Annotated in this window: 26 protein-coding genes; 19 read left to right on the top strand and 7 right to left on the bottom strand. The window is 65.9% G+C overall.

Annotated elements, in window-relative coordinates:
• The first annotated feature begins 46 nt into the window (after positions 1–46).
• Together J2851_RS31970 and J2851_RS31965 are read left to right on the top strand one after the other, a co-directional pair.
• Complete coding sequence (locus J2851_RS31970) at positions 47–382, top strand: hypothetical protein (protein WP_209772004.1); 336 nt, start codon at positions 47–49, stop codon at positions 380–382.
• A complete protein-coding gene (locus J2851_RS31965; RefSeq protein WP_209772002.1) occupies positions 379–813 on the top strand; it encodes a type II toxin-antitoxin system VapC family toxin in 435 nt (144 codons plus the stop codon). The genes J2851_RS31970 and J2851_RS31965 overlap by 4 nt, the downstream gene beginning before the upstream one ends.
• A gap of 3 nt (positions 814–816) precedes the next feature.
• Here the strand turns inward: J2851_RS31965 and ccmB are convergent, their stop codons facing one another.
• Together ccmB and ccmA are read right to left on the bottom strand one after the other, a co-directional pair.
• On the bottom strand, positions 817–1,482 hold the full coding sequence (ccmB, locus tag J2851_RS31960; RefSeq protein WP_209772000.1) for a heme exporter protein CcmB: 666 nt from the start codon (positions 1,480–1,482) through the stop codon (positions 817–819).
• Positions 1,479–2,162, bottom strand: coding sequence for a heme ABC exporter ATP-binding protein CcmA (gene ccmA / locus J2851_RS31955; protein WP_209771997.1), 684 nt, complete (start codon positions 2,160–2,162; stop codon positions 1,479–1,481). The genes ccmB and ccmA overlap by 4 nt, the downstream gene beginning before the upstream one ends.
• 395 nt (positions 2,163–2,557) lie before the next feature.
• On the opposite strand from ccmA, the gene J2851_RS31950 reads away from it, so the two are divergent.
• From J2851_RS31950 to J2851_RS31915, 8 genes are all read left to right on the top strand, one after another.
• Complete coding sequence (locus J2851_RS31950; protein WP_209771994.1) at positions 2,558–4,237, top strand: putative transporter; 1,680 nt, start codon at positions 2,558–2,560, stop codon at positions 4,235–4,237.
• Positions 4,238–4,279: 42 nt separating this feature from the next.
• Positions 4,280–5,971, top strand: coding sequence for a putative transporter (locus J2851_RS31945; RefSeq protein ID WP_209771991.1), 1,692 nt, complete (start codon positions 4,280–4,282; stop codon positions 5,969–5,971).
• 116 nt (positions 5,972–6,087) lie between these two features.
• Entirely contained in the window at positions 6,088–6,894 is an 807-nt protein-coding gene (locus J2851_RS31940; protein ID WP_209771989.1) for an ABC transporter ATP-binding protein, read from the top strand.
• Between the two features lie 101 nt (positions 6,895–6,995).
• Positions 6,996–7,838, top strand: coding sequence for a transporter substrate-binding domain-containing protein (locus J2851_RS31935; RefSeq protein ID WP_209771987.1), 843 nt, complete (start codon positions 6,996–6,998; stop codon positions 7,836–7,838).
• 169 nt (positions 7,839–8,007) lie between these two features.
• Complete coding sequence (locus tag J2851_RS31930; RefSeq protein WP_209771985.1) at positions 8,008–8,712, top strand: ABC transporter permease; 705 nt, start codon at positions 8,008–8,010, stop codon at positions 8,710–8,712.
• Positions 8,713–8,715: 3 nt separating this feature from the next.
• Positions 8,716–9,405, top strand: a complete 690-nt coding sequence (locus tag J2851_RS31925) for an ABC transporter permease (protein ID WP_209771983.1) — start codon at positions 8,716–8,718, stop codon at positions 9,403–9,405.
• Between the two features lie 102 nt (positions 9,406–9,507).
• Positions 9,508–9,816, top strand: coding sequence for a ribbon-helix-helix domain-containing protein (locus tag J2851_RS31920; RefSeq protein WP_209771982.1), 309 nt, complete (start codon positions 9,508–9,510; stop codon positions 9,814–9,816).
• Positions 9,809–10,186: a type II toxin-antitoxin system RelE/ParE family toxin gene (locus J2851_RS31915; RefSeq protein ID WP_209771979.1), complete on the top strand. Its 378-nt coding sequence runs from the start codon at positions 9,809–9,811 to the stop codon at positions 10,184–10,186. Before J2851_RS31920 ends, J2851_RS31915 begins: the two co-directional genes overlap by 8 nt.
• 359 nt (positions 10,187–10,545) lie before the next feature.
• Here the strand turns inward: J2851_RS31915 and J2851_RS31910 are convergent, their stop codons facing one another.
• Both J2851_RS31910 and J2851_RS31905 read right to left on the bottom strand, forming a co-directional pair.
• Positions 10,546–10,779: a hypothetical protein gene (locus J2851_RS31910; protein WP_209771976.1), complete on the bottom strand. Its 234-nt coding sequence runs from the start codon at positions 10,777–10,779 to the stop codon at positions 10,546–10,548.
• Positions 10,780–10,964: 185 nt separating this feature from the next.
• Positions 10,965–11,525, bottom strand: a complete 561-nt coding sequence (locus J2851_RS31905; protein ID WP_209771973.1) for a recombinase family protein — start codon at positions 11,523–11,525, stop codon at positions 10,965–10,967.
• Positions 11,526–11,876: 351 nt separating this feature from the next.
• Between J2851_RS31905 and J2851_RS31900 the strand changes: the two genes are divergently transcribed.
• Positions 11,877–12,293, top strand: a complete 417-nt coding sequence (locus J2851_RS31900) for a hypothetical protein (RefSeq protein ID WP_144428141.1) — start codon at positions 11,877–11,879, stop codon at positions 12,291–12,293.
• 94 nt (positions 12,294–12,387) lie between these two features.
• Positions 12,388–12,762, top strand: coding sequence for a hypothetical protein (locus tag J2851_RS31895; protein WP_045581519.1), 375 nt, complete (start codon positions 12,388–12,390; stop codon positions 12,760–12,762).
• A gap of 498 nt (positions 12,763–13,260) precedes the next feature.
• On the opposite strand, the gene J2851_RS31890 is transcribed toward J2851_RS31895, so the two are convergent.
• A complete protein-coding gene (locus tag J2851_RS31890; RefSeq protein WP_209771970.1) occupies positions 13,261–13,809 on the bottom strand; it encodes a hypothetical protein in 549 nt (182 codons plus the stop codon).
• Positions 13,810–13,912: 103 nt separating this feature from the next.
• Here J2851_RS31890 and J2851_RS31885 point away from each other — a divergent pair, with 103 nt between their 5' ends.
• The 6 genes from J2851_RS31885 to J2851_RS31860 all read left to right on the top strand — a co-directional run bounded on the left by J2851_RS31885 (position 13,913) and on the right by J2851_RS31860 (position 17,280).
• The gene (locus J2851_RS31885) at positions 13,913–14,293 is read left to right on the top strand and encodes a helix-turn-helix transcriptional regulator (protein ID WP_082108873.1); all 381 of its coding nucleotides are present in this window, start codon (positions 13,913–13,915) and stop codon (positions 14,291–14,293) included.
• A 168-nt stretch (positions 14,294–14,461) separates the two neighbouring features.
• Positions 14,462–14,914: a hypothetical protein gene (locus tag J2851_RS31880; protein WP_209771967.1), complete on the top strand. Its 453-nt coding sequence runs from the start codon at positions 14,462–14,464 to the stop codon at positions 14,912–14,914.
• Positions 14,915–14,932: 18 nt separating this feature from the next.
• Positions 14,933–15,838 carry a DUF4126 domain-containing protein gene (locus J2851_RS31875; RefSeq protein WP_209771965.1) on the top strand — a complete coding sequence of 302 codons (906 nt, stop codon included), beginning with the start codon at positions 14,933–14,935 and terminating at the stop codon, positions 15,836–15,838.
• A gap of 38 nt (positions 15,839–15,876) precedes the next feature.
• The gene (locus J2851_RS31870) at positions 15,877–16,155 is read left to right on the top strand and encodes a hypothetical protein (RefSeq protein ID WP_144428139.1); all 279 of its coding nucleotides are present in this window, start codon (positions 15,877–15,879) and stop codon (positions 16,153–16,155) included.
• 76 nt (positions 16,156–16,231) lie between these two features.
• Positions 16,232–16,678 (top strand): hypothetical protein, encoded by a 447-nt coding sequence (locus J2851_RS31865; RefSeq protein WP_209771963.1) that lies wholly within the window; start codon positions 16,232–16,234, stop codon positions 16,676–16,678.
• 17 nt (positions 16,679–16,695) lie between these two features.
• Positions 16,696–17,280: a hypothetical protein gene (locus J2851_RS31860; protein ID WP_209771961.1), complete on the top strand. Its 585-nt coding sequence runs from the start codon at positions 16,696–16,698 to the stop codon at positions 17,278–17,280.
• Positions 17,281–17,287: 7 nt separating this feature from the next.
• On the opposite strand, the gene J2851_RS31855 is transcribed toward J2851_RS31860, so the two are convergent.
• Positions 17,288–17,596 carry a hypothetical protein gene (locus tag J2851_RS31855; RefSeq protein ID WP_209771960.1) on the bottom strand — a complete coding sequence of 103 codons (309 nt, stop codon included), beginning with the start codon at positions 17,594–17,596 and terminating at the stop codon, positions 17,288–17,290.
• A 195-nt stretch (positions 17,597–17,791) separates the two neighbouring features.
• On the opposite strand from J2851_RS31855, the gene J2851_RS31850 reads away from it, so the two are divergent.
• On the top strand, positions 17,792–20,161 hold the full coding sequence (locus J2851_RS31850; RefSeq protein WP_209771958.1) for a flagellin N-terminal helical domain-containing protein: 2,370 nt from the start codon (positions 17,792–17,794) through the stop codon (positions 20,159–20,161).
• Between the two features lie 86 nt (positions 20,162–20,247).
• Here the strand turns inward: J2851_RS31850 and J2851_RS31845 are convergent, their stop codons facing one another.
• Complete coding sequence (locus tag J2851_RS31845) at positions 20,248–20,649, bottom strand: hypothetical protein (protein WP_045581526.1); 402 nt, start codon at positions 20,647–20,649, stop codon at positions 20,248–20,250.
• Between the last annotated feature and the right edge of the window lie 65 nt (positions 20,650–20,714).

The following is a 20,714-nucleotide window of genomic DNA, read 5'->3' as shown; positions in this document are numbered from 1 at the left end:
TTTCTATGGTACGATGGTGCTTGGTGGACAAGCCAGGGAGGCGGTTGTGGGCGACATCACGCTCCGGAACATCGGCGACAAGCACATGCACCTGCTCCATGAACTCGCCAGTGCGACCGGACGGACGCCGGAGGAGGAGGGGCGGTTGTTGCTGGAGCAAGCGCTTGAGCGGGAAGGATATGTGTCGGGTGCGATCGAGCAGGACGCATCCCAGCAATCCATGGAACCGGCCATGGATCCGGCTATGCAGCAGCGGTATCGAGAATTCTGGGAGCAAGCCGATCGATTCCGGGCCAGTTTTGGCAATCGGGTGTGCGCTGACAGCGGTGAAATCGCCAGTGAAATGCGGGAGGAACGGTCCAGACTGGTCGGTGAGCCGTGAACCGCTTACCGTCCTCGATCGTTGCCGATGCCAGCGTTGTAGCAAAATGGATCCTTGAGGAGAGTGACAGCGAAAGGGCCAAGATCGTTGGAATTGGCCGGACGTTGCTTGCTCCTGAGTTCCTGCTCGTCGAGTGTGCGAACATCTTCTGGAAGCATGAACGACTGGGCGGTCTTGGCGCAGGGAGGAGCGTTGACGCCCTCGCGATTGTTCAAAAAGCGCCGTTTTTATGGACAAGTGACGCTGATTTGGTCGACGACGCATGCCGCTTATCGAGCGACTTGAAGCATCCCGTGTATGACTGCCTTTACCTCGCACTCGCGTTGCGGCGCCGGGTGCCGGTTGTCACTGCCGATCGACGCTTCGCGGCGCTGGCGCAGAAGCACGGTGGCATGGCGGAACATCTAATCGCCCTCGACTCGCTCGCCTGACCCCTACTCCACCGCCTGCCGCAGCGCCGCGGCACTCGCCCAGGGGGCGAGCGGCAGGGCGCCGGCCAACAGGCTGCCGAGGAGGAGCAGGTGCGGGCGCGGGGTCAGGCCGTTGAGCGCGGCGTCGATGGCGCCGGCGCCGAAAATCAGCACCGGGATGTAGAGCGGCAGGATCAGCAGAGACAGCAGCACGCCGCCGCGCCGGGCGCCCAGGGTCAGGGCGGCGCCGATGCTGCCGATCAGGCTGAGGATCGGGGTGCCGACCAGAAGCGTCAGCACCAGGATGCCGAACCCTTCCGCGTTCATGTTCAGCAGCACGGCCAGCAAGGGCGCGGCGACGATCAGCGGCACGCCCGTCACCAGCCAGTGGGCCAGCGTCTTGGCCAGCACCACCGCCTCCATCGGCAGGGTGGAGAGCGACAGAAGCTCCAGCGAGCCGTCCTCGTAGTCGTTCTGGAACAGCCGCTCCAGCGACAGCAGCGAGGCGAGCAATGCTGCGACCCAGATGACGCCGGCGGCGATGCGGGCGAGGATGTTCGGCTCCGGCCCCACGCCGAAGGGGAACAGCACGACGCACAGCACGAAGAACATCACCGCGATGGAGGCGTCGGAGCCTTGGCGCAGCGCCAGATGCAGGTCGCGCCCGACCAGGCGCAGGAAGCGGGTCATGCCGCGTCCTCCCCTTCCACATCCTCGTGCTCAGTCTCGTCCTCGTCATGGGGGACGGGGGTGAAGTCGTCCAGGTGCAGGTCGCGGGCGCCGGGCATGGCGATGTCCACGTGGGTGGACACGGCGACCATGCCGCCGCCGGCGCGGTGCTCCGCGATGATCTCCTCGAACAGCGCGATGGCCGCGCGGTCGAGCGCCACGGTGGGCTCGTCCAGCAGCCACAGGGCGGCGGGGGCGGCGATCACGCGGGCGAGGTTCAGGCGGCGCTTCTGCCCGGCCGACAGGTAGCGGCCCGGGACGTTGGCGATGTGCGGCACCCCCAGCCGGTCCAGCGCGGCGTGCGCGTTGGCGCGCGGGTCGGCGGCCCCGCCGAGCGTCGCCCAGAAGGCCAGGTTCTCCACCGCGCTCAGCACCGGCTTCACCGCGTCGAGATGGCCGACGTAATGGATACGGGAACGGTGGCCATCGGGATCCTCGGTCACCGCGACTCCGTCCCAGGACAACTGGCCGCGCAGCGGCTTCAGCAGCCCGGCCATCACCCGCAGCAGACTCGACTTGCCGCTGCCGTTGGGGCCGAGCAGGACCAGCGCCTCCCCCGGCTCGATCCGGAAATCCAGCCCGGTGAAGACCAGCCGGTCGCCGCGGAGGCAGGTCAACTCGGTACCGGCGAAAACGGGCATGGGGACGGGCGGGCTCGTGCGGTGGACGGGGCCGGGGAGCTATAGCACAGGGAACGGAGAGGCCAAAAAGAAACGGCCATCGCAAGGGGGTTCTTGCGATGGCCGCGGATCCAGCCGGGGCCTGGCTGGGGGCGCCGCGTGGCGGTCGCCCTATCAGTCGCGCTGTGTCAGTAGCAATGTGTGTGTCGCAGAGGATCGGGACGGGGGTCACGTCCCTTCCGGGTCACATCGTGCCTGACGGCTGTCCTCTGTCTATGCCGAGAAAGTGGCGAAATTTTGATGGGGTGACGGATGGGGTAGCGTCCTCCGGAAAAGCCCTCATTGCCAACGCGGAATTGTCCAGGCATCCATTACCACGCGCACCGCGCGACCCGTGACCGCCCCGGATGCCCCGCATGACCGTCCTGCTCGACCTGTTCAATGGATTGCCCGACATCGCCCGCATCATGCTGGCCCTCAGCGCCGTTGCGGCGGCGGGGCTGGCGCTGGGGCAGGTCAAGCTGCACGGGGTGGGGTTGGGCATCGGCGGGGTGCTGTTCGCGGGCATCGCCGGCGGGCACGTCGCCAAGGCGCTGGGTCTCACCTTCGACCTGCACGTCCTGCATTTCCTGCGGGAGTTCGGGCTGATCCTGTTCGTCTACACCATCGGCATCCAGGTCGGCCCCGGCTTCTTCGCGGCGCTGAAGAAGTCCGGCCTGACGCTGAACGCGCTGGCCGCGTCGCTGGTCGGGCTGGGCGTGCTGGTGGCGGTGGCGATCCACCTCGTCGGCGGGGTGCCGCTGCCGGCGGTGCTGGGCATCTTCTCCGGTGCGGTGACCAACACGCCGTCGCTGGGCGCCGCCCAAGGCATCCTGCGGGAGGTCGGGGCGAGCGCCGCCGAGATCAACACGCCCAGCCTCGGCTATGCCGTGGCCTATCCCTTCGGCATCGTCGGCATCCTGATCGCCATGGGGGTGGTCCGCGTCCTGTTCCGAATCGACACATTGGCGGAGGCCGAGGCGTTCGAGCGCACGCGCCGCGCCCAGGTGGAGACGCTGGAGACGCTGGACGTCGCCGTGCGCAACCCGGCGGCCTTCGGCACGCCGCTGCGCGACATCCAGCTGTTCGGCGATCTGGGCGTGATGGTGTCGCGGCTGCTGCGGGAAGGGCACCTCCAGGTGCCGCACCCGGACACCTGCCTGCACCCCGGCGACGTGGTGCATCTGGTCGGCCCGCGGGAAAAGCTGGAGCGGATGAAGACCTACCTGGGCCAAGAGGCGGAGGTGACGCTGACCACCAAGGGCACCGACATGCGGTGGGAACGGCTGGTCGTCACCAACGAGCATGTGCTGGGCAAGACCATCGGGCAGCTGAGCCTCGCCGACGCCTACGACGTGGTGGTCAGCCGGGTGAACCGTGCGGGCGTGGAACTGGTGCCGACCCCGGCGCTGCACCTCCAGTTCGGCGACATCCTGACCGCCATCGGCAAGCCGTCCGACCTGCACCGGGTGGCGGCGCTGATGGGCAACTCGGCGCGGCGGCTACAGCAGGTGGAGTTCGTGCCGGTCTTCCTCGGCATCATGCTGGGGGTGATCCTGGGCTCCATTCCGCTCTACCTGCCGGGCATGCCGACGCCGATGAAGCTGGGGCTGGCCGGCGGGCCGCTGGTGGCGGCGATCCTGCTGGCGCGCATCGGGCACATCGGGCCTCTGGTCTGGTTCATGCCGCCGGCCGCCAACCTGGCGTTGCGCGAGATCGGCATCGTGCTGTTCCTGGCGGTGGTCGGCCTGCTGTCCGGCGACCGCTTCGTGGAGACGCTGGTGGAGGGCGACGGGCTGCTGTGGATCGGCTGCGGCGCGCTGGTCACACTGATTCCACTGCTGGTCGTCGGCATCGTCGCCCGCGCGGTGAAACGGCAGAATTACCTGACGATCTGCGGGCTTCTGGCCGGCAGCATGACCGATCCGCCGGCCCTGGCCTTCGCCAACGCCATGAGCGCGTCGGAGGCGCCGGCTCTTGCCTACGCCACGGTTTACCCGGTGGTAATGTTCCTGCGTATCCTGGCCCCCCAGTTGATCGTCCTCTTCCTCTGGTAGGGGCGGGGGCGGTCCTTTCCCTCCACCGCGAGGAAACGGGCCATGCACGCGCTCGCCGAGTTGTTCGCCGCCATCTTCCAGGGCATGCCGCCCATTGCCCGCGTCGTCTTCATGCTGGGCGTCACCTCCGCCGCGGGGCTGGCGCTGGGGCATATCAAGCTGCGCGGCGTGGGCCTGGGCATCGGGGGCGTGCTGTTCGCGGGCATCGCCGGCGGGCACCTCGCCAAACAGGCGGGCGTGACCTTCGACGCGGAGATGCTGGACTTCATCCGCGACTTCGGCCTGATCCTGTTCGTCTACACCATCGGCATCCAGGTCGGCCCCGGCTTCTTCGCGGCGCTGAAGAAGTCCGGGCTGGCGCTGAACGGGCTCGCCTTGCTGATGGTCGGGTCGAGCATCCTGATCACCGCCCTGCTGGTGACGACCGGTCTGCTGCCGCTGGGCTCCGGCCTCGGTGTCTTCGCGGGCGGGGTGACCAACGCCCCGGCGCTGGCCGCCTCCCAGCAGGTGCTGAAGGAGGTGGGGGCGGAATCCGCGGCGATGGCGCTGCCCGGGCTGGCCTTCGCCGTGACCTATCCCTTCGGCATCGCCGGCAACCTGCTGGCCATGGCCGCCGTGCGCGCCGTCTTCGGCATCGACCCGCAGGCCGAGGCGCGCGGCTTCGAGGCGGCGCGCCGGGCGGAGGTCGCGGCGCTGGAAACCATGGACATCGCCGTGCGGAACCTGTCGGTGCACGGCGTGCGGCTGGCCGAGCTGACCGTCCTGGACAGCCTGGGCGTCTGCGTGTCCCGCCTGCTGCGCGACGGGCAGCTGCGCGTGCCGACCGGCGACACCCGGCTGGCCTGCGGCGACGTGCTGCACGTGGTCGGCCCGCGGCTGAAGCTGGAGCAGGCGCGCATGCTGCTGGGCGTGCCGGCCGACGTGCGGCTGACCACCCAAGGCAGCGACCTGCGGTGGGAGCGCATCGTGGTCACCGCCAACGCGGTGCTGGGCAAGTCCATCGCCGCGCTGAACCTGAAGGGGGTCTGCGACGTGGTGGTCAGCCGCGTCACCCGCGCCGGGATCGAGCTGGTGCCGGACGCCGCGCTGAAGCTTCAGTTCGGCGACATTCTGACGGTGATCGGCAAGCCGGACGACCTGCGCGCCGTCGCCCGCATCATCGGCAATTCGGAACGGCGGCTGCAGACGGCGGAGATGATCCCGGTCTTCGTCGGCATCGCGCTGGGCGCCGCACTCGGCTCCATCCCGCTGTTCCTGCCGGGGATGCCGGCGCCGCTGCGGCTCGGCATGGCCGGCGGGCCGCTGATCGCGGCGATCCTGCTGGCGCGGCTCGGCCATGTCGGGCCGCTCGTCTGGTTCATGCCGCCGGCCGCCAACCTGGCCCTGCGGGAACTGGGGATCGTCCTGTTCCTGGCGGTGCTGGGCATCGCGTCCGGCGACCGCTTCGTGGAGACGATGGCGAGCGGCGCCGGCCTGCCCTGGATGGCCTGGGGCGTGCTGGTCACGCTGGTGCCGCTGCTGCTGACCGGGCTGGTGGCGCGCGGGGTGATGGGGCTGAATTTCCTGACCATCTGCGGCGTGCTGGCCGGGGCGCAGACCAACCCGCCGGGCCTCGCCTACGCCAACGCGCTGGTGACGTCGGAGGCGCCGGCGCTGGCCTACGCCACCGTCTACCCGCTGGCGATGTGCCTGCGCATCCTGGCGCCGCAACTTCTGGTGCTCATGCTCTGGTAGGTTGCCATTTACCGGACGGGCACTGCAAAATCCGCGTTGCGGGGGATTGGCCGGCGGTCTAGCTTATCGGCGAAGTCCATGATTGGTCGTACCTCTCTCCCCGCCAACAGGCCCGAATGCACCGACATCCGCCCACCAATCCCAACGCCCCCGAAGCCGTCATCGTCGACAATCTCCACAAGCGCTTCGGTCCGCTGGAGGTCCTGAAGGGCGTGTCCCTGACGGCGCGCGAGGGCGACGTCATCACGCTGATCGGCTCCTCCGGCTCCGGCAAGAGCACGCTGCTGCGCTGCATCAACATGCTGGAGGTGCCGGACGAAGGGCGCATCGTCATCGGCGGCGAGGCCATCGGGCTGAAGAAGGGCCGCGGCGGGCGCACCATCCCGGCCGACGCCCGGCAGGTCGACCGCCTGCGCACCCGGCTCGGCATGGTGTTCCAGAACTTCAACCTCTGGACCCACATGACGATCCTGGAGAACGTCATCGAGGCGCCGGTGCACGTCCTGGGCGTCCCGAAGGCGGAAGCGGTGGACCGCGCGCGCAAGCTGCTGGACAAGGTCGGCATCCTGGCCAAGGCGGACAGCTACCCGGTCCAGCTGTCCGGCGGGCAGCAGCAGCGCGCCGCCATCGCCCGCGCGCTGGCCATGCAGCCGAAGGTCATGCTGTTCGACGAGCCGACCTCCGCGCTCGACCCCGAACTGGTGGGCGAGGTGCTGCTGGTCATCCGCCAGCTGGCGGAGGAGGGCAACACCATGATCCTGGTGACGCACGAGATGGGATTCGCCCGCGAGGTCGCGTCGGAGGTCGTCTTCCTCCACCAGGGCCGAATCGAGGAACAAGGGCCGCCCGACCGGGTTCTGGTCAATCCGGAATCGGAGCGCGTGCGACAGTTCCTTTCGCGCCACCTGTCGAACGGCGGCTGAGCGCTTAATCCACTTGACTGGCGTTGTGAAACCGTAAAGCTCAGTGCCTGCCCGGTCAGAAGAACCGTCCATAAAAGGCATCTGAACAGAGGAGGTTTTCCGTGAAGAAGATCGTTGCGGCGCTGGCGCTGGGCGCCGTTGTTGCGTCCGTCGGCGGCATGGCCGAAGCCAAGGACTGGAAGAAGATCCGCATCGCCACCGAGGGCGCCTACGCCCCGTGGAACGCGACGGACCCGTCGGGCAAGCTGGTCGGCTTCGAGCCGGACCTCGCCATGGCGCTCTGCAAGACGATGAAGGCGGAGTGCGAGATCGTCGCCCAGGATTGGGACGGCATGATCCCGGCGCTCCAGCAGGGCAAGTACGACGCCATCATGGCCGCCATGTCGGTCACCGACGAGCGCGAGAAGGTCATCACCTTCGCCGGCCCCTACGGCAGCGAGCCGTCGATGTTCGGCACCATGAAGTCCTCGCCGCTGACCAAGGTCGCCTATGGCGCGGAGCGCGTGGACCTGTCCAAGGACGACCCGGCCGGCAAGGCCGCCATCGACAAGCTGGGCGACGCCCTGAAGGGCAAGACGGTCGGCGTGCAGACCTCCACCATCCAGGCCAACTTCATGGAGAAGTACCTGCCGAAGGTGGCGGTGCGCACCTACGACAAGCTGGACAACGCGGGCATCGACCTGGCCGCCGGCCGCGTCGACGCCATCTTCGGCGACCGTTCGGCGGTGGACGCCATCATCAAGTCCGACAGCGGCAAGGACATGACCCTGGTCGCCCCGGCCTTCTCGCGCGGCGTGCTGGGCAAGGGCGTGGGCGTCGGCCTGCGCAAGGCGGACGCCGACCTGAAGGAGCTGTTCAACAAGGCGATCGCCGATGCCAACAAGGACGGCACGATCACCAAGCTGAGCACCCAGCACTTCGGCTACGACATCTCGATCAAGTAACAGAGTCCTTCCCCTCTCCCATCCCCGATGGGAGAGGGAGGGGCCCGCGGAACGCGGGAGGGTGAGGGCAAGGTCTCCCCGCGAAACCAAGCCCTCACCCTCCCATGCTCGCGCATGGGCCCCTCCCTCTCCCGGCAGGGCCGGGAGAGGGGTTTAATGCCGAGTGCCCATGTTCGAACTTCTCTCCTTCGGCCCGAACGGGTGGGGCGGCCAGCTTCTGGGCGGGGCGGCGATGACCGTCGCCGTGTCGCTGTCGTCCTTCGCGCTCGGCCTTGTCTTCGGGTCGCTGGGGGCGTCGGCGAAGCTCAGCCGCAACGTCGCCCTCAACGCCCTCGCCGAGGTCTACACCACCATCGTCCGCGGCGTGCCGGAACTGCTGGTCATCTACCTGCTGTTCTTCGGCGGCGGCGGAATCGTCATGGCGATCGGCCGGGTCTTCGGCTACGAGGGCTACATCGAACTCAACGCCTTCACGGTCGGCGTCGTGGCGGTCGGTCTGATCTCCGGCGCCTATTCGACGGAGGTGATCCGCGGCGCCGTGCAGGCCGTCCCGCACGGCCAGATCGAGGCGGCGCGCGCCTGCGGCATGAACCGCTGGCTGATCCTGCGCCGCATCCTGGTGCCGCAGACCATGCGCTACGCCCTGCCGGGGCTCGGCAACGTGTGGCAGCTGACGCTGAAGGACACGGCGCTGATCTCCGTCACGGCGCTGGCCGAGATCATGCGCGTGGCGCATGTGGCGGCGGGGTCCACCCGCCAGCCCTTCCTGTTCTACACCACCGCGGCCGCGCTCTACCTCGTGCTGACCACCGTCTCGACGGCGGCGTTCGAGCGGGCGGAGCGCCGCGCGAACCGCGGCGTGCGGAGGGCCTGACCGGTGAACTGGGAACTGATGTGGGACAGCGTCCCGACCCTCTTGGGCGGCGTCCCGGTGACCCTGGAGCTGGTCGGGCTGGCGCTGCTGTTCGGCGCCGCGGTCGCCTTCGCGGCGGCGCTGCTGCGCCTGTCCGGCAACCCGGTGGCGGAGCGGCTGATGGCCGCCTACGTGTTCGTCTTCCGCGGCACGCCGCTGCTGGTGCAGATCTTCCTGATCTACTACGGGCTCGGCCAGTTCGAGGCGGTGCGCGGCAGCTTCCTGTGGACCTTCCTGCGCGAGCCCTTCTGGTGCGCGATCCTGGCGCTGACGCTGAACACCGGCGCCTACACCAGCGAGATCCTGCGTGGCGCCATTCTGTCGGTGCCGCAGGGCCAGATCGAGGCGGCCCGCGCCTGCGGCATGTCGCGCACGCTGCTGTTCCGCCGCATCGTGCTGCCGATCGCCATCCGCCAGATGCTGCCGGCCTACGGCAACGAGGTGATTCTGATGGTGAAGGCCAGCTCGCTCGCCAGCACGATCACGCTCTTGGAGATCACCGGCATCGCCCGCAAGATCATCGCCCAGACCTTCGCGGTGTTCGAGATCTTCATCGTGGCGGGCAGCATCTACCTGCTGCTGAACTTCCTCGCCTCGCGCCTGATCCGCTACGCGGAATGGCGCATGACGCCGTACCTGCGCGCGCGGGGGTAGGGCCGTTCAGGCCAACTCCCAATCGCAATGGGCCTCCGACCTGAACGGGCGGTTTGTCAGGCTTTGGCGTTGCCCATATAATGATGGTTTCGGAGGTGGGCCATGGGCGAACGCAACTTCAGCCTCGACGCACGTCTCAGCGATTTCATCGACCGTCAGGTCGAAAGCGGACGTCACGAGTCCGCGAGCGACGTCGTTGGCGAAGCGCTGCGCCGCTATCAGGAACAACTCTCCTCGGGATCCGTCCGGAACGAGGCGATCCGTGCCGTCGCCGAAGCCGGCCGCGCCGCCATCGCCCGTGGCGACTGCTCCCTCGTCCGGGGTGAGGAGGAAGCGGCCGGCCTGCTGCGCCGGCTCGGGCAACGCGCGTCGGAGCGCGTGAGACGGTCCGGAGCGGGCAAGCTTGGCTGATTTTCGCCTCGCCAAGCCGGCCGAAGAGGCGATCGAAGGCATCCTTGCCCAAAGCGAACAGGAATGGGGAAGCCCAGGGCGTGAGCGATACGAGGCGCTGTTTGTCCGGGCCATACTGGACGTGGCGGAATTACCGGGCCGCGGCGGCTCCATCCGGGAAACCGGGGCCGGCATCGGCCTGCGATCCTATCACCTGAAGCACAGCCGCAAGCGCGTACCCGAACCACCGGGGCGGGTTGGCGCGCCCCGCCATGTGCTGATCTACGAAGTGGCCGCGGATGGGATCGTCGATATCCTGGGCGTGGTGCACGAGCGCATGCTGCGCGGCCAAGCCATCGCACAGATCAAGGCGCGTCTGGCCCTGATCTGACGGCGCGCGGGCACAAAAAAAAGCGGCCCGTGGCCGCTTCATCGTCCATCCCCTCGACCGCGAGGGGGAATTGGTGGAGCCGAGGAGGGTCATGCGGGCACCGGGTCAGGTCTGTCCGGTGACATTGTCGCCCCCCGGCTGATGCCGGTCGAGTTCATGATGAGGACAGGACCGACGACATCGCCGTCAGAGGGCTCCCAGGACCGTCTGGTGGCGATCCGGTGGTCACGGCTCAGCCAAGGGGCGGGAGGATTGGAGCCGTTCCTCTGCCGGCGGCAATCCTGCTCGTCAAGCCGGTCGCCCGGCCGTCGTCGGCTTCGTCCACACCGCCGTGGCGGTGGGACCGGCCGACGACTGGATCACCCCCAGGCGTCGGCCAGCCGGTCGGCGATTGCCGCCGTCGAGCACCCGCATTGGACAACCACATGGTTCTGCCCGTCCAACCGGGCGTCTATGATCGTCACGTCGTCCAGGTCCTCGCACCCCGAGCGGAAGCGATGCCAGTCGATGGTGTCAAGGGCGAGGGTGACGATGTGGTCGTGGTGCCCGCTTGCCCGGCGGGAAAGATTCCAAACGATCTCGGCGGATTTCATGCTTGCTCTCCATGGTCGCGACGCCCAGGTCGGCGTGGAGGTATTTACCGCCGGAGCCGCATCGGGCCGGCTTGCGGGGCAAAGGGTCATGCCGGTGCCTGGTACTGCCGGCCGGTCAGCTTGTTGGTCCGCCACTTCCTCAAAGGGACACGAAGGCGGGTGTGCCGCGAGAACAGCGTATGGGTTCAGGCCGCCACCTTCGCCTCCCGCAACGCCCGGAAGACGCTGGACCGGCTGATCCCGAGCCGGGCGGCGATCTCGCCCGGCAGCACGCCGGCTTGGCGGAGTTCAATGACCTCGGCGAACCGCCGCCGGGCCGTAGGGGCTCGCCCCTTGTACCGGCCTTCGGCTTTGGCCACGGCGATGCCGACCCGCTGCCGCTCCAGCAGGAGCCGCCGCTCGAACGCGGCCACCGCCACGACGATCTCGGCGACCATCCGGCCGGTGGGGCTGCTGGTGTCGATGCCCAGATCGATGACGCGGATCGCCGCCCCCTTCCGCTCCAGGCGGTCGAACACCTCGCAGAAGTGGGCTGTGGACCGGCACAGGCGGTCCAGGCGGGTGACGATCAGCGTGTCGCCGTCCCGGACGAAGTCCAGGCACGCGTCAAGCTGCGGACGGTGACCAACAGCCGACACCTGCTCGCTGAAGACCTTCTCGACCCCCAGCCGGTTCAGGTGCTCGATCTGGTCCTCGAAGCCGGCGACCTGATCGAGCGTAGACGTGCGAGCATATCCGACAAGCATCCGGGGCCTCAGTTCCACATGACTTCTTGAGTAAGTGAAACATGAGTCTCAAAACTGATCAACACGACTTCAGTGACACTGCTGTATTCAGTGCCGCACCGGTAGGGCCATGTGGCACCGCCGCCCGCGTCAGGGGCTCAGCGAGCCTGCGGCTGTCCCGGAAGCCGGTGAAGCACCAGGGCCGCCGCGACCGCCTCGGCGTCGCCAGAGACGCTCCCATGTTGCAGCCGGGCTGGGGGGCCGATGCAGGCCGTGTGGCGAACAGCAGAGCTACGCAGAGCCGCCAGCATGGGCTCGCTTGACAGCTTTCAGATTGGGGGTACTCGAATGGGATCACGGCAGGAGTACGTCATGCCCAATCCCCTCGACTGGCTCATCGACCGTTACAGTGATCGCCCTCGTGCCCTTCAGAACATGATCGATCTCGCAGATCGGCTCCCCGCTCAGTGGGACACCGAGCAGGAAAGCCGCTACCGGCACCGCATGACCCGGTTGGCCAGCACGGTACTGGAGGTCGCGAACGTCACCACCGTCGCCGACAAGCCCATGGCGTTCCGCGAGCGGTTCACCGTCGCCACCGCCCTGGAGGTCCAGCGGTTTGTAGTCTATTTGATCTACCTGTCGTTGCCCGACCAAGTCTGGCCGCAGCCCGTGGCGTGGGACTCCGAGGCCGGGAGCCCGCGAGTGTATCACCTCGACAGGATGCTGGAGCACGCGGAGCAACTGGTGCTTACCCTGCTCGCTCGCCGCCTCCAGAGCGAAGCGTGAAGGTCATTGTGGAGACCATGCGGCTCTCCGACGGCTCGGCCGGAACACCCCACCGCCGTATAGGGGGAGCGATTTGACCGGATCGAGGTGACCAATGAAGCGTTCTTGGACACTGGTCGAGCGTCCCATCGCCTCCTGGACGGCCACCGTCGGTGTCGATCTCGGGTCTTGGAGTTTCGGGTTTGGCTGGGATCTACGGCCGGCCTACTTCTGGGTTGAGATCGGCCCCCTGTATTGCGATTTCAGCCGCGATGAGCCCTGGCCGTTGAATCCGGATGAGATTCCGAATTGGACGACACGTCTTGGGAGATGGGTCGTCAAAAATCTCGAAATCCGCTTCGCAATCGACTGGAACATCTGGCGGTTCGGCGTCTGTATGGCAGACCCCTACGACTGGGGGCTGTATTGTGGCCCGATCAATTTCCAGCTTGAATACGGAAAACGCTACGCCGACGACCGCCGACTCTAAGCTTGGCAATGGCTTGCCATGACGACCCTGGGGTTGGTGAATCAGAACCAGTGGTGCATGCGGCCCCTGTCCCGTTGAAGCGTCGGGAGACGGGAGATGGCGGCATGCAGTTTGCTCCCTTTGCCCTCAGCCAGCGATGCGTCCCGACAGCAGCAAGGACAACCTCAGGATATGCGGGAGGCCCCGACCATGGCCTTCTGGCGGCGTGGCGTGGACTTCATCGGTCCCATTCACGTCTATACCGGCTGCCAGTCGATGGCGGTGGTCGGTCTCGCATAGGACCTCAACGGGCTGCCCCTCCAGATGTGGCCGGTCATGGTCGATCTGCCGTTCCGTCAGGTGGTCAGCACCACCGTGGTGGAGTGAGTGCCCTGCCGATTCAGTAACTGGCGGCTCCGCGTTGAGGTCGATCTCGGGATATGGGCGGTAGGGCTTTTCTGTTGGGGGGCGGGACGACGATGGTGTTATCCGGGGGCCGCTGGTGGTGTCCCTGGAGAGTTACGAGGAGTGATCGGCCCAATCGCCTGCTCGGCCCAAGCTACCGGGCAGCCAACCGCCGGCACCGATTAGCTCGTCGGCGAGTCTGATCATCAGACTGTTCGGGCGAGCCTCCGGCCGAATCTGCCGGATCAGCACGACGGCCTGTTCCTCATAGCCCGGCATCGCCTGGGCGACGGCGATGACTGCGGCGGCAGCCGACCGCGACCGTCCGGCTCCGCAGCAGCAGAGCAGCTGTCCGCCCGGCGACACACTGCGACCAAACTCCAGGATAGCCTGGATGTCGCCGACTTGCGGCATCCGAATCAACCCGCGTCGTGACAGTGCCGTCGACATCGGGTTCCCGACCGCTGATTCCCGGTCGAGATCCCAAAAGCTCAGCCGTAAAACGGAGGCTTCGTCCGGCACCGGCATACCACCCTGGTAGGGGTCGCTGATGGCGATGATGTTCGTCGGTACAAACGCCCTGACGACGGTCTCGGCCTCCCGGAGGCCGCAGATCCGGATGCTAAACGGTACGACGGCGGTCGAGAAGCCTTCCCGCCCCACGTTGTGGTTTCCTTGGTGAATTCCTCTTCTGTCATCATGGTACCTTCATGGCCCTCACATCAAGGAAACCTGAACCTGCCTCGGCTAGATCCGGAGGTAAGGTATGGGTGGGGACCTCAAGACCCAGGTGGCATCGTTGATTCGGGCTAGTCGAACTGGTCATGGGATGACGCAGGAGGATCTTGCGGACCGGGCAAACCTAAGCGTGCAGTCGATCTCCGCCCTGGAAAACGCTAAGTACCTGCCAGCCCTCGACACCCTCGTGGATCTGGTTGAAATCCTTGGCCTCGATGTCACCGACGTAGTCTCCCCGTCGCAAGTGCCGGAACACCGCCTTGCTCAAGAGGCCAAGGCCAAGTCGCTCCTCCGCCGACTCGACGCTGACCTCTTGCTGGTGGCCGTCCGGCAGCTTGAGGCTTTGGTCGAGCACGCCGAGCGGGCTGGTCGGGCTACCCGCCCCACAGCGGGCTCGGCGAAGAAGTAGCTACTCACCTCCCGGCGTCTCCCATCCCTCAACTGCCGTGACTGCACAGCCTGCCCCGCCAACCACCAGCCGCGGGTTGAGTATCGTGTTTCCTTTAAGCTATGATCGCATTTATTCAACCTATCTGGTCGGGTGCCGGGTAGTGTCGGCTGTTTGAAGGAATGCGACATGGGCAAACCAATGGCCCTTCTCACTTCAGCGTTGCTCGCCGCGGCCGGCGTGCAGGCTGCGGGGTACAGTGCTGCGTCAGCAGCCAACCAGCAGGTCGCCCAAGCGGGCCGCCCACTCCGGTTGTCCGCTCTCTGCATGCAGGACGGTCAGATAGCGTTCTTCTTCGAGAACAACAGCGATGCGACCATCGACCACATCTCGATCAACGTCACCTTCCACAGCCGGAAATTCCCGAACCAGCCGCTGGACAATCACGCCGCCCAGTTCGAGTACTCCGATCCGGAGTCGGTCAACCAGGACTCCTACGAGATTCCCAATCGACACTGCTCAGATGTGGATTTTATCCGCGTCCGCGATGTCGGCTACTGCAAGGTCAAGGGCGTCATATTCCCACTCTGCCGGAACTACCTGGAACCCGATGTGATCGAAATCGACGGCGTCACCCCATAGCTCAGTCGGGAGCCCGCCATGGATGCCGTTCACCTGATCGCGATGACGCTCGGTGCCACGTGGGCCAGCGGGATCAACCTCTACGCCGCAGTGACGGGCCTGGGCCTGCTTGGGGTGTTCGGCATGGTCGAACTCCCTCCCGGATGGGAACTCCTAATGCATCCGCTGGTCATCGCGGCTGGCGGCTTGATGTACATGGTCGAGTTCACGGCCGACAAGGTGCCGGGCGGCGATTCGGTCTGGGACGCGATCCACACGTTCATCCGGATACCCGCCGGGGCCGTGCTGGCCTTCTCAGGGACGCATCACGTTGATCCAGGTCTCGCCCTGGCCGCGGCCTTGGTGGGAGGCGGTCTGTCGGCAGCCAACCACTCGGCCAAAGCCGGTCTGCGACTCGCCATCAACACCTCTCCAGAACCGTTCACGAACTGGGCCGCCTCGACAACCGAGGACGGTCTGACCTTCAGCGGCATCGCCTTGGCGGTCTACCACCCGGTTCTGTTCCTGTCCCTGCTGGGCCTGTGGATACTTCTGCTGATCTGGGCAATCCCCCGACTCTGGAGGTTCGTCAGAGCCGCATACCGGCAGGTTCGATCATTGCTCGGCAGAGCAACCGCCCCACGGGTACCGGCGGTCGTTGGCCCTGCGGCTACAGGGTCAGATCGAACACCAACCGGCCGGCGGACGGAGAATGCCTTCGATACCAGCCGTGAGGCCGGTGTTCCGCCGCTCGTCATCCAAGTTCAAATCTCGGGAAGCTGGCACGATCTGAAGGAAATCCCCGGCGATACGCCGCAAGTTCATCTCGTCGGGATGGCGAGAAAACTCAAGTCAAGCAGCATCACCCAAAAGGTGAGAGTTTTCCAGAAGGTCAACCAACCCGGTAGAAGCGATACCGGAGGGAATGTTCTTCTGGAGATGTAGCAAAGCCACCGGATCTAGATTTCACACAGGAGATAACGTTGACGCATCGACAGAAGTTGCTCGTCGGAGCAATCGTTCTCACCGCTTCCGCTCTTTCGTTTCACGCCTTGGCCGCCAACGGCCTGTATTTCTCGGTCGCCGTCAACGCGTTCGGTAAGGCCGGAGGGCAATGCAACATCAACCCGCAGCGGGTCACGCTGCTTGAAAAGCGGGGTGTTCAGGAAATCTACGTCACACCGGCCACCAAGACGATCAACGGCTCCTGTGTGGCCGTCTGCCAGAACGGCCGCTGTGACGTGTCGGTCACCAAAGGGTGAGGAACAAGCCGAACGTTGGCTCGAACAGCCGCCGAGGGCGGGTCGTGCGTCGCATTCACACCGTGGGGTCTCCACAATGAAAGTACTGATCGTGGTGTTCGGTCTCATGGCAGCCGGCATCGCTCCTGCTCTGGCCCAGCCCACTCCTTGGATGACCGGCAACGCCAAGGGATGGTTCACCGCCACCAAAACGGACGACAAGGGGAACAAGCTGGCCATCGTCTGCGACGCAGCCACCCAAGAGCAGGCGGCGATAATGTACATGCCGCGGATTCCTGTCCGGGGTATGGGGCAAATCAACGTTTCACTGGGGCTGGATGGGACCGTCGCTCCGGCGGGTTCCTGGCAAATCGTCCAGGGCGGCGTTGCGATCAAGGACTATGCCTCGGTTGCCGCTTTGGTCGAAAAAATGAGCGACGCCTTCCTGATCGACATTCTCCCCGGCGACCAACCCGGAGCATCGTTCAACAACTTCGGCTTCGAAGAGGTTGGCAAGGGACTGGCCCAGGCGTGCGGGCGGTAGCCGAGAGCCCGGCGGTGATGCACCGGATCACGACGGCGACCTCGGCGGTGCTGCTGGTCACGTTGGGGGTGGCCACCGGCTGTAGGCAGGCAGGACCAGCGAGCGGGATCGGCCAGCCCTATGACGGAGCGACGCCCTACCGCTTGGCCTTCCCACCGGGACAGGGCGGCGGCCCGCCGACCGAGGCGACCGGCCGTACGACGTGCCCGAACGACGATGTCGTGGGCGGCGGGTGTATGCGGTTCCTGCACCAGCAGCCCCGCGAGTTCTGGGAGCAGTACCAGCGGGAAGCCCCGGCTCTCCGCGAGGGCTTCCTGACCTGTGCCCGGCTGCGGGACGAGTTCGGCGACTGGGTGCGGGGCAAGCGGAACGAACTCCGCCAGAAGGATCGCCAGTGGAACATGGAAACCGGTTACCTGCCCCACAGCGTGGTCGAGGAATCGACCCATGCAATCCACCAGATGGCCACCGCCTTCAACAACGTCGAATACCACCAGATCATCAACGCGGGGGCTCGACCCGACTTGTGCCGCGAGCGGATCTTATTCTGGAAGGCTCAGATCCTGGCGATCACCGATAAGTTTCCGCCGCTTCGTCGGTAGGCCGAACCTACCGAACCTCCTGGATCGTGCCGTCGGCCATCCGACACCGCCATGCGGTCGTTCTTCCAGTCTGCGGGTCGAAGAGCGGCTGGCACAACGGCTGCTGCATCAGCTTCCATCGGTGAGGAAAGTCCCGGTAGGCCGGGATCGGATCGGGCCGCAGATCGGGGGCCATTCCGCCCGCCGGGGGAGCGTCGCGGCCGAACGGATCGGCAAGCGGATGAACCTGCGGCGGCTGATACGTGTCGGCGACGGCCGGCATCACGACGGTCGCGGCGGCAACCAGAGCCATCCAGCCCATGACTTCCTTGATCATGGTGCTCCTCCGCCCCACGCAACCCGGTAGAATTTTCCGCAACCAGGAACAACCTGCCCAGCATCCATTCTTCGACCGACGTAACATGACCACCCCACATGGTGACGACCGTCACAGTGTAAGGTTTTGGCTATTGGTATCAAGTTTGCTTGTTGTCATAAGAAAATTTCCACAAGCAAGCACGAATACGGCCCGATGGTATCTCCCGACCTTCAGCTTCCCGCCGCGATGCGGGCGAACCTGCTGACCCTCCAGGTCACACAGCAGGGGATGTCGGCTGCCCAGCAGCGGCTGGCGACCGGGCTGAAGATCAATGCTGCCCTGGACAGCCCACCGGTGTACTTTGCGGCCAAAGCCCTGACGCAGCGGGCCGCCGATTTGTCGGCGGTAAAGGACGCGATGGGACAGGCGATCTCCACGATCAAGGCCGCCGACAAGGGAGCCGGCAGTATCGCCAGCCTGCTCCAGCAGGCCCGCGGGTTGACCACAGCGGCCTTGGCTACCCTGGGCACCGACGATGCCTCGATCCGCACCAGGGCAGCCTTGGCGACCCAATTCGACGCCATCCTGGACCAGATCAACGGGGTCGCCCACGACAGCGGCTATGGCGGTAAGAACCTCCTGGTCGGTGACGGCTCGAAGATGGATGCGACCACGGAGAGCAAGCTCGACGTGCGGCGAATCGTCGGCGTCACGAAGGCCCGCGTCACCGATATCACGTCCCCCGACAGCTACGACATCCAGGTGGTCGGCAACGGCGAGATATCGGGGGCTCCTGAGGGTATTGCCGAAGCCGAACAGCAACTCGGCCTTACGGGCCTCTCGATCAGCGGCCTTATGAGTTCAACTCGGGGCAACTTCAACAACATCCAGATCGCGGTTACCGGCAGCCCCGGCCGGGACAAGACCATCACCGTCTCGAACCCACCCGAGTCGTTCACCCGGAAGTTCACGGTTGACGAATGGAAGGTGGCCGACGCCGCCGGCATCCCCCTGTCGTTGGACCACGCTTTCCAGAGCGGCTCCCGCGTCGGCTTCGATGTCGATTTTGACCTGATCGACGCGACGCCACGCAACGTCGGCACCCGCTCGGTCGAGATCGAGAAGCACGCCGCCCTGGCCGTGAAGGTCACCAACAACCAGGGTCTTACTGTGACCCGTGACCTCATGAGTCCCCTCGGACAGGGAAAGCTCGCCAATGGCGTCAACGACTTCGTGTTCCCGAGCGGAACCGTTCGGATCGAGGTTGATGGGCAGAAGCTGTGTTCCAGAACGGACCCCTTCGCCCGCGGCACGCAGATCGGGGTGGACGATCTGCGGGGCACAGGGCCGTACCTTCCGGTCGGCGTCCCGGTCGCCCAGGCCGAGCAGTACCTGAGCGTTCCGGAGTCCACCTACTTCCAGTTTAAACTGGGCCTGCCGGACGGAAACTCTCCTGGACTTAGGGACTTGTATGTGTGGGACACGCGGTACGATTCCGTGACCCAGGTCACCGTGCCGAATGAGCGGCAGACCTACTTCCCGGTCACGCTTGCGGGGAACAACCCGAACGCGGGCTCGACCATCCGCCTGAACATCGACGCGTTCGACCCCGCGACCCCGTACGCCTTCGACTTCGGCATTCCCAGCCCAGTCACCGAGGGCACACCCGGCTGGGTCGGCATCACCGACACCCAGCCGCATTCGACCGGCTGGGTCGGAATTGCGACCAACAGCCCAATCCTCGACGGAATGGGCGGCATTCCGCCGTTCGCCGACAACGTCAGCAACATGGCGTCATCGGCGAAGCAGGGCGTCTACAATCTGGTCCCCGAGAGCATCCAGGGCTTTGTGCCCGGTGCTAATGCCCGGCTTCGCTTCCAGGAGGGTGTGCTGGACAGTGCGGGGCCGGGGCAGGCAACGCTGATGGTAACCGACGGCTTTGGGCGGTCGTTCCAATCGGCCATCCCGAACGCCGGCTTCGCCTATGTCGATGTCAACTTCGGCAAGACAGACGCCGCACCCGCCTCCTCCATGCGGGTCGGCGTGGTCTCGCGGCTCGGAACCGGGGCCGGTCAGACCCTCACGCCGTTCTGGCACGATGCCGAGATCAAATGGCCAGCCGGCACCCGCGAATCGGCATTGCTGAAGACCGCTCTGGTCACGCCCGCCAACCACGCCAACGACATGTTCGTCGCCTTTGACGCTGCCCACCAGAACGGCGTCACCGTCGAGAGCCAGAACCTCCAGGTCGAGGGCAAGGGGCTACATGTCGACTACAGCCAGAACGGCTGGATGGACCGGGCCGACATCGAGAACGCCATCGCGGGTCTGGATACTGCCGAGCAGCGGGTCCGGTCGGCGTCCCAGGCCCTGTCCACCGGCATGGGCATCATCACGACCCGCGAGGACTTCATGCGGGGCTTCTCCGATGTGCTCGACGAGGGGGCGAACAAGTTGATCCTGGCCGACCAGAACGAGGAGGGGACCAACCTTCTGACGCTCCAGACGCGGCAGCAGCTTGCCCAGACCGCCCTGGGGTTGGCGAAACAGAGCCAGCAGGCGATCCTGTCCCTGTTCAGGTGACGCCTTGGGAGGCAGCGGTGGGGCCGGTGTCGGTCTGCGTCCCTCCTCGTGGCATCGCGTGGCCGAGAGCAGTATCCTCCGATTATTCACAACGGGTAGAGGTTGAAGTCCAAATCCGTTTCGGAAATTGTTTGGACGGCTTCCCGGAATTTTTCCGGATGCCGCAGGGCAAGCTGGATCACTTCCGACCAGAGTTCGTTCATGATCTCCGGTGGCCACGGCGGCAGCCAGACATCATCAAGAGCGGCCCGTCTGACCGGCAGGTCAGGATAGTCGTGGTGCACCAGTTCGCCGCCGAGGGACGGACACTCGCCTCGTAGCGAAAACGGGGAGCCATCCGGCAATCCGCCGGCCACAAGCTCCAGAAACGCCCGCAGGTGCAGGTCACGCGTTAGCCGCCAACCGGCGGCCTCCATCTCATGTTCGAACCGCTCCCGTTCCGCGAGCCCATTCCGGAGTGCATCCAAAAGCTTGTCTGCTCCATGCATATGCGTTGCCTTTCAGATAGCGGTTCGACAGCTTTTGGGGGCAAATATTGATGATCTACCACGCT

Origin of the sequence: Azospirillum rugosum (assembly GCF_017876155.1) — a bacterium.
Classification (GTDB): domain Bacteria; phylum Pseudomonadota; class Alphaproteobacteria; order Azospirillales; family Azospirillaceae; genus Azospirillum; species Azospirillum rugosum.
Note: the sequence above shows the minus strand (reverse complement) of the source record. Positions and strands in the feature narration are given on the sequence as shown.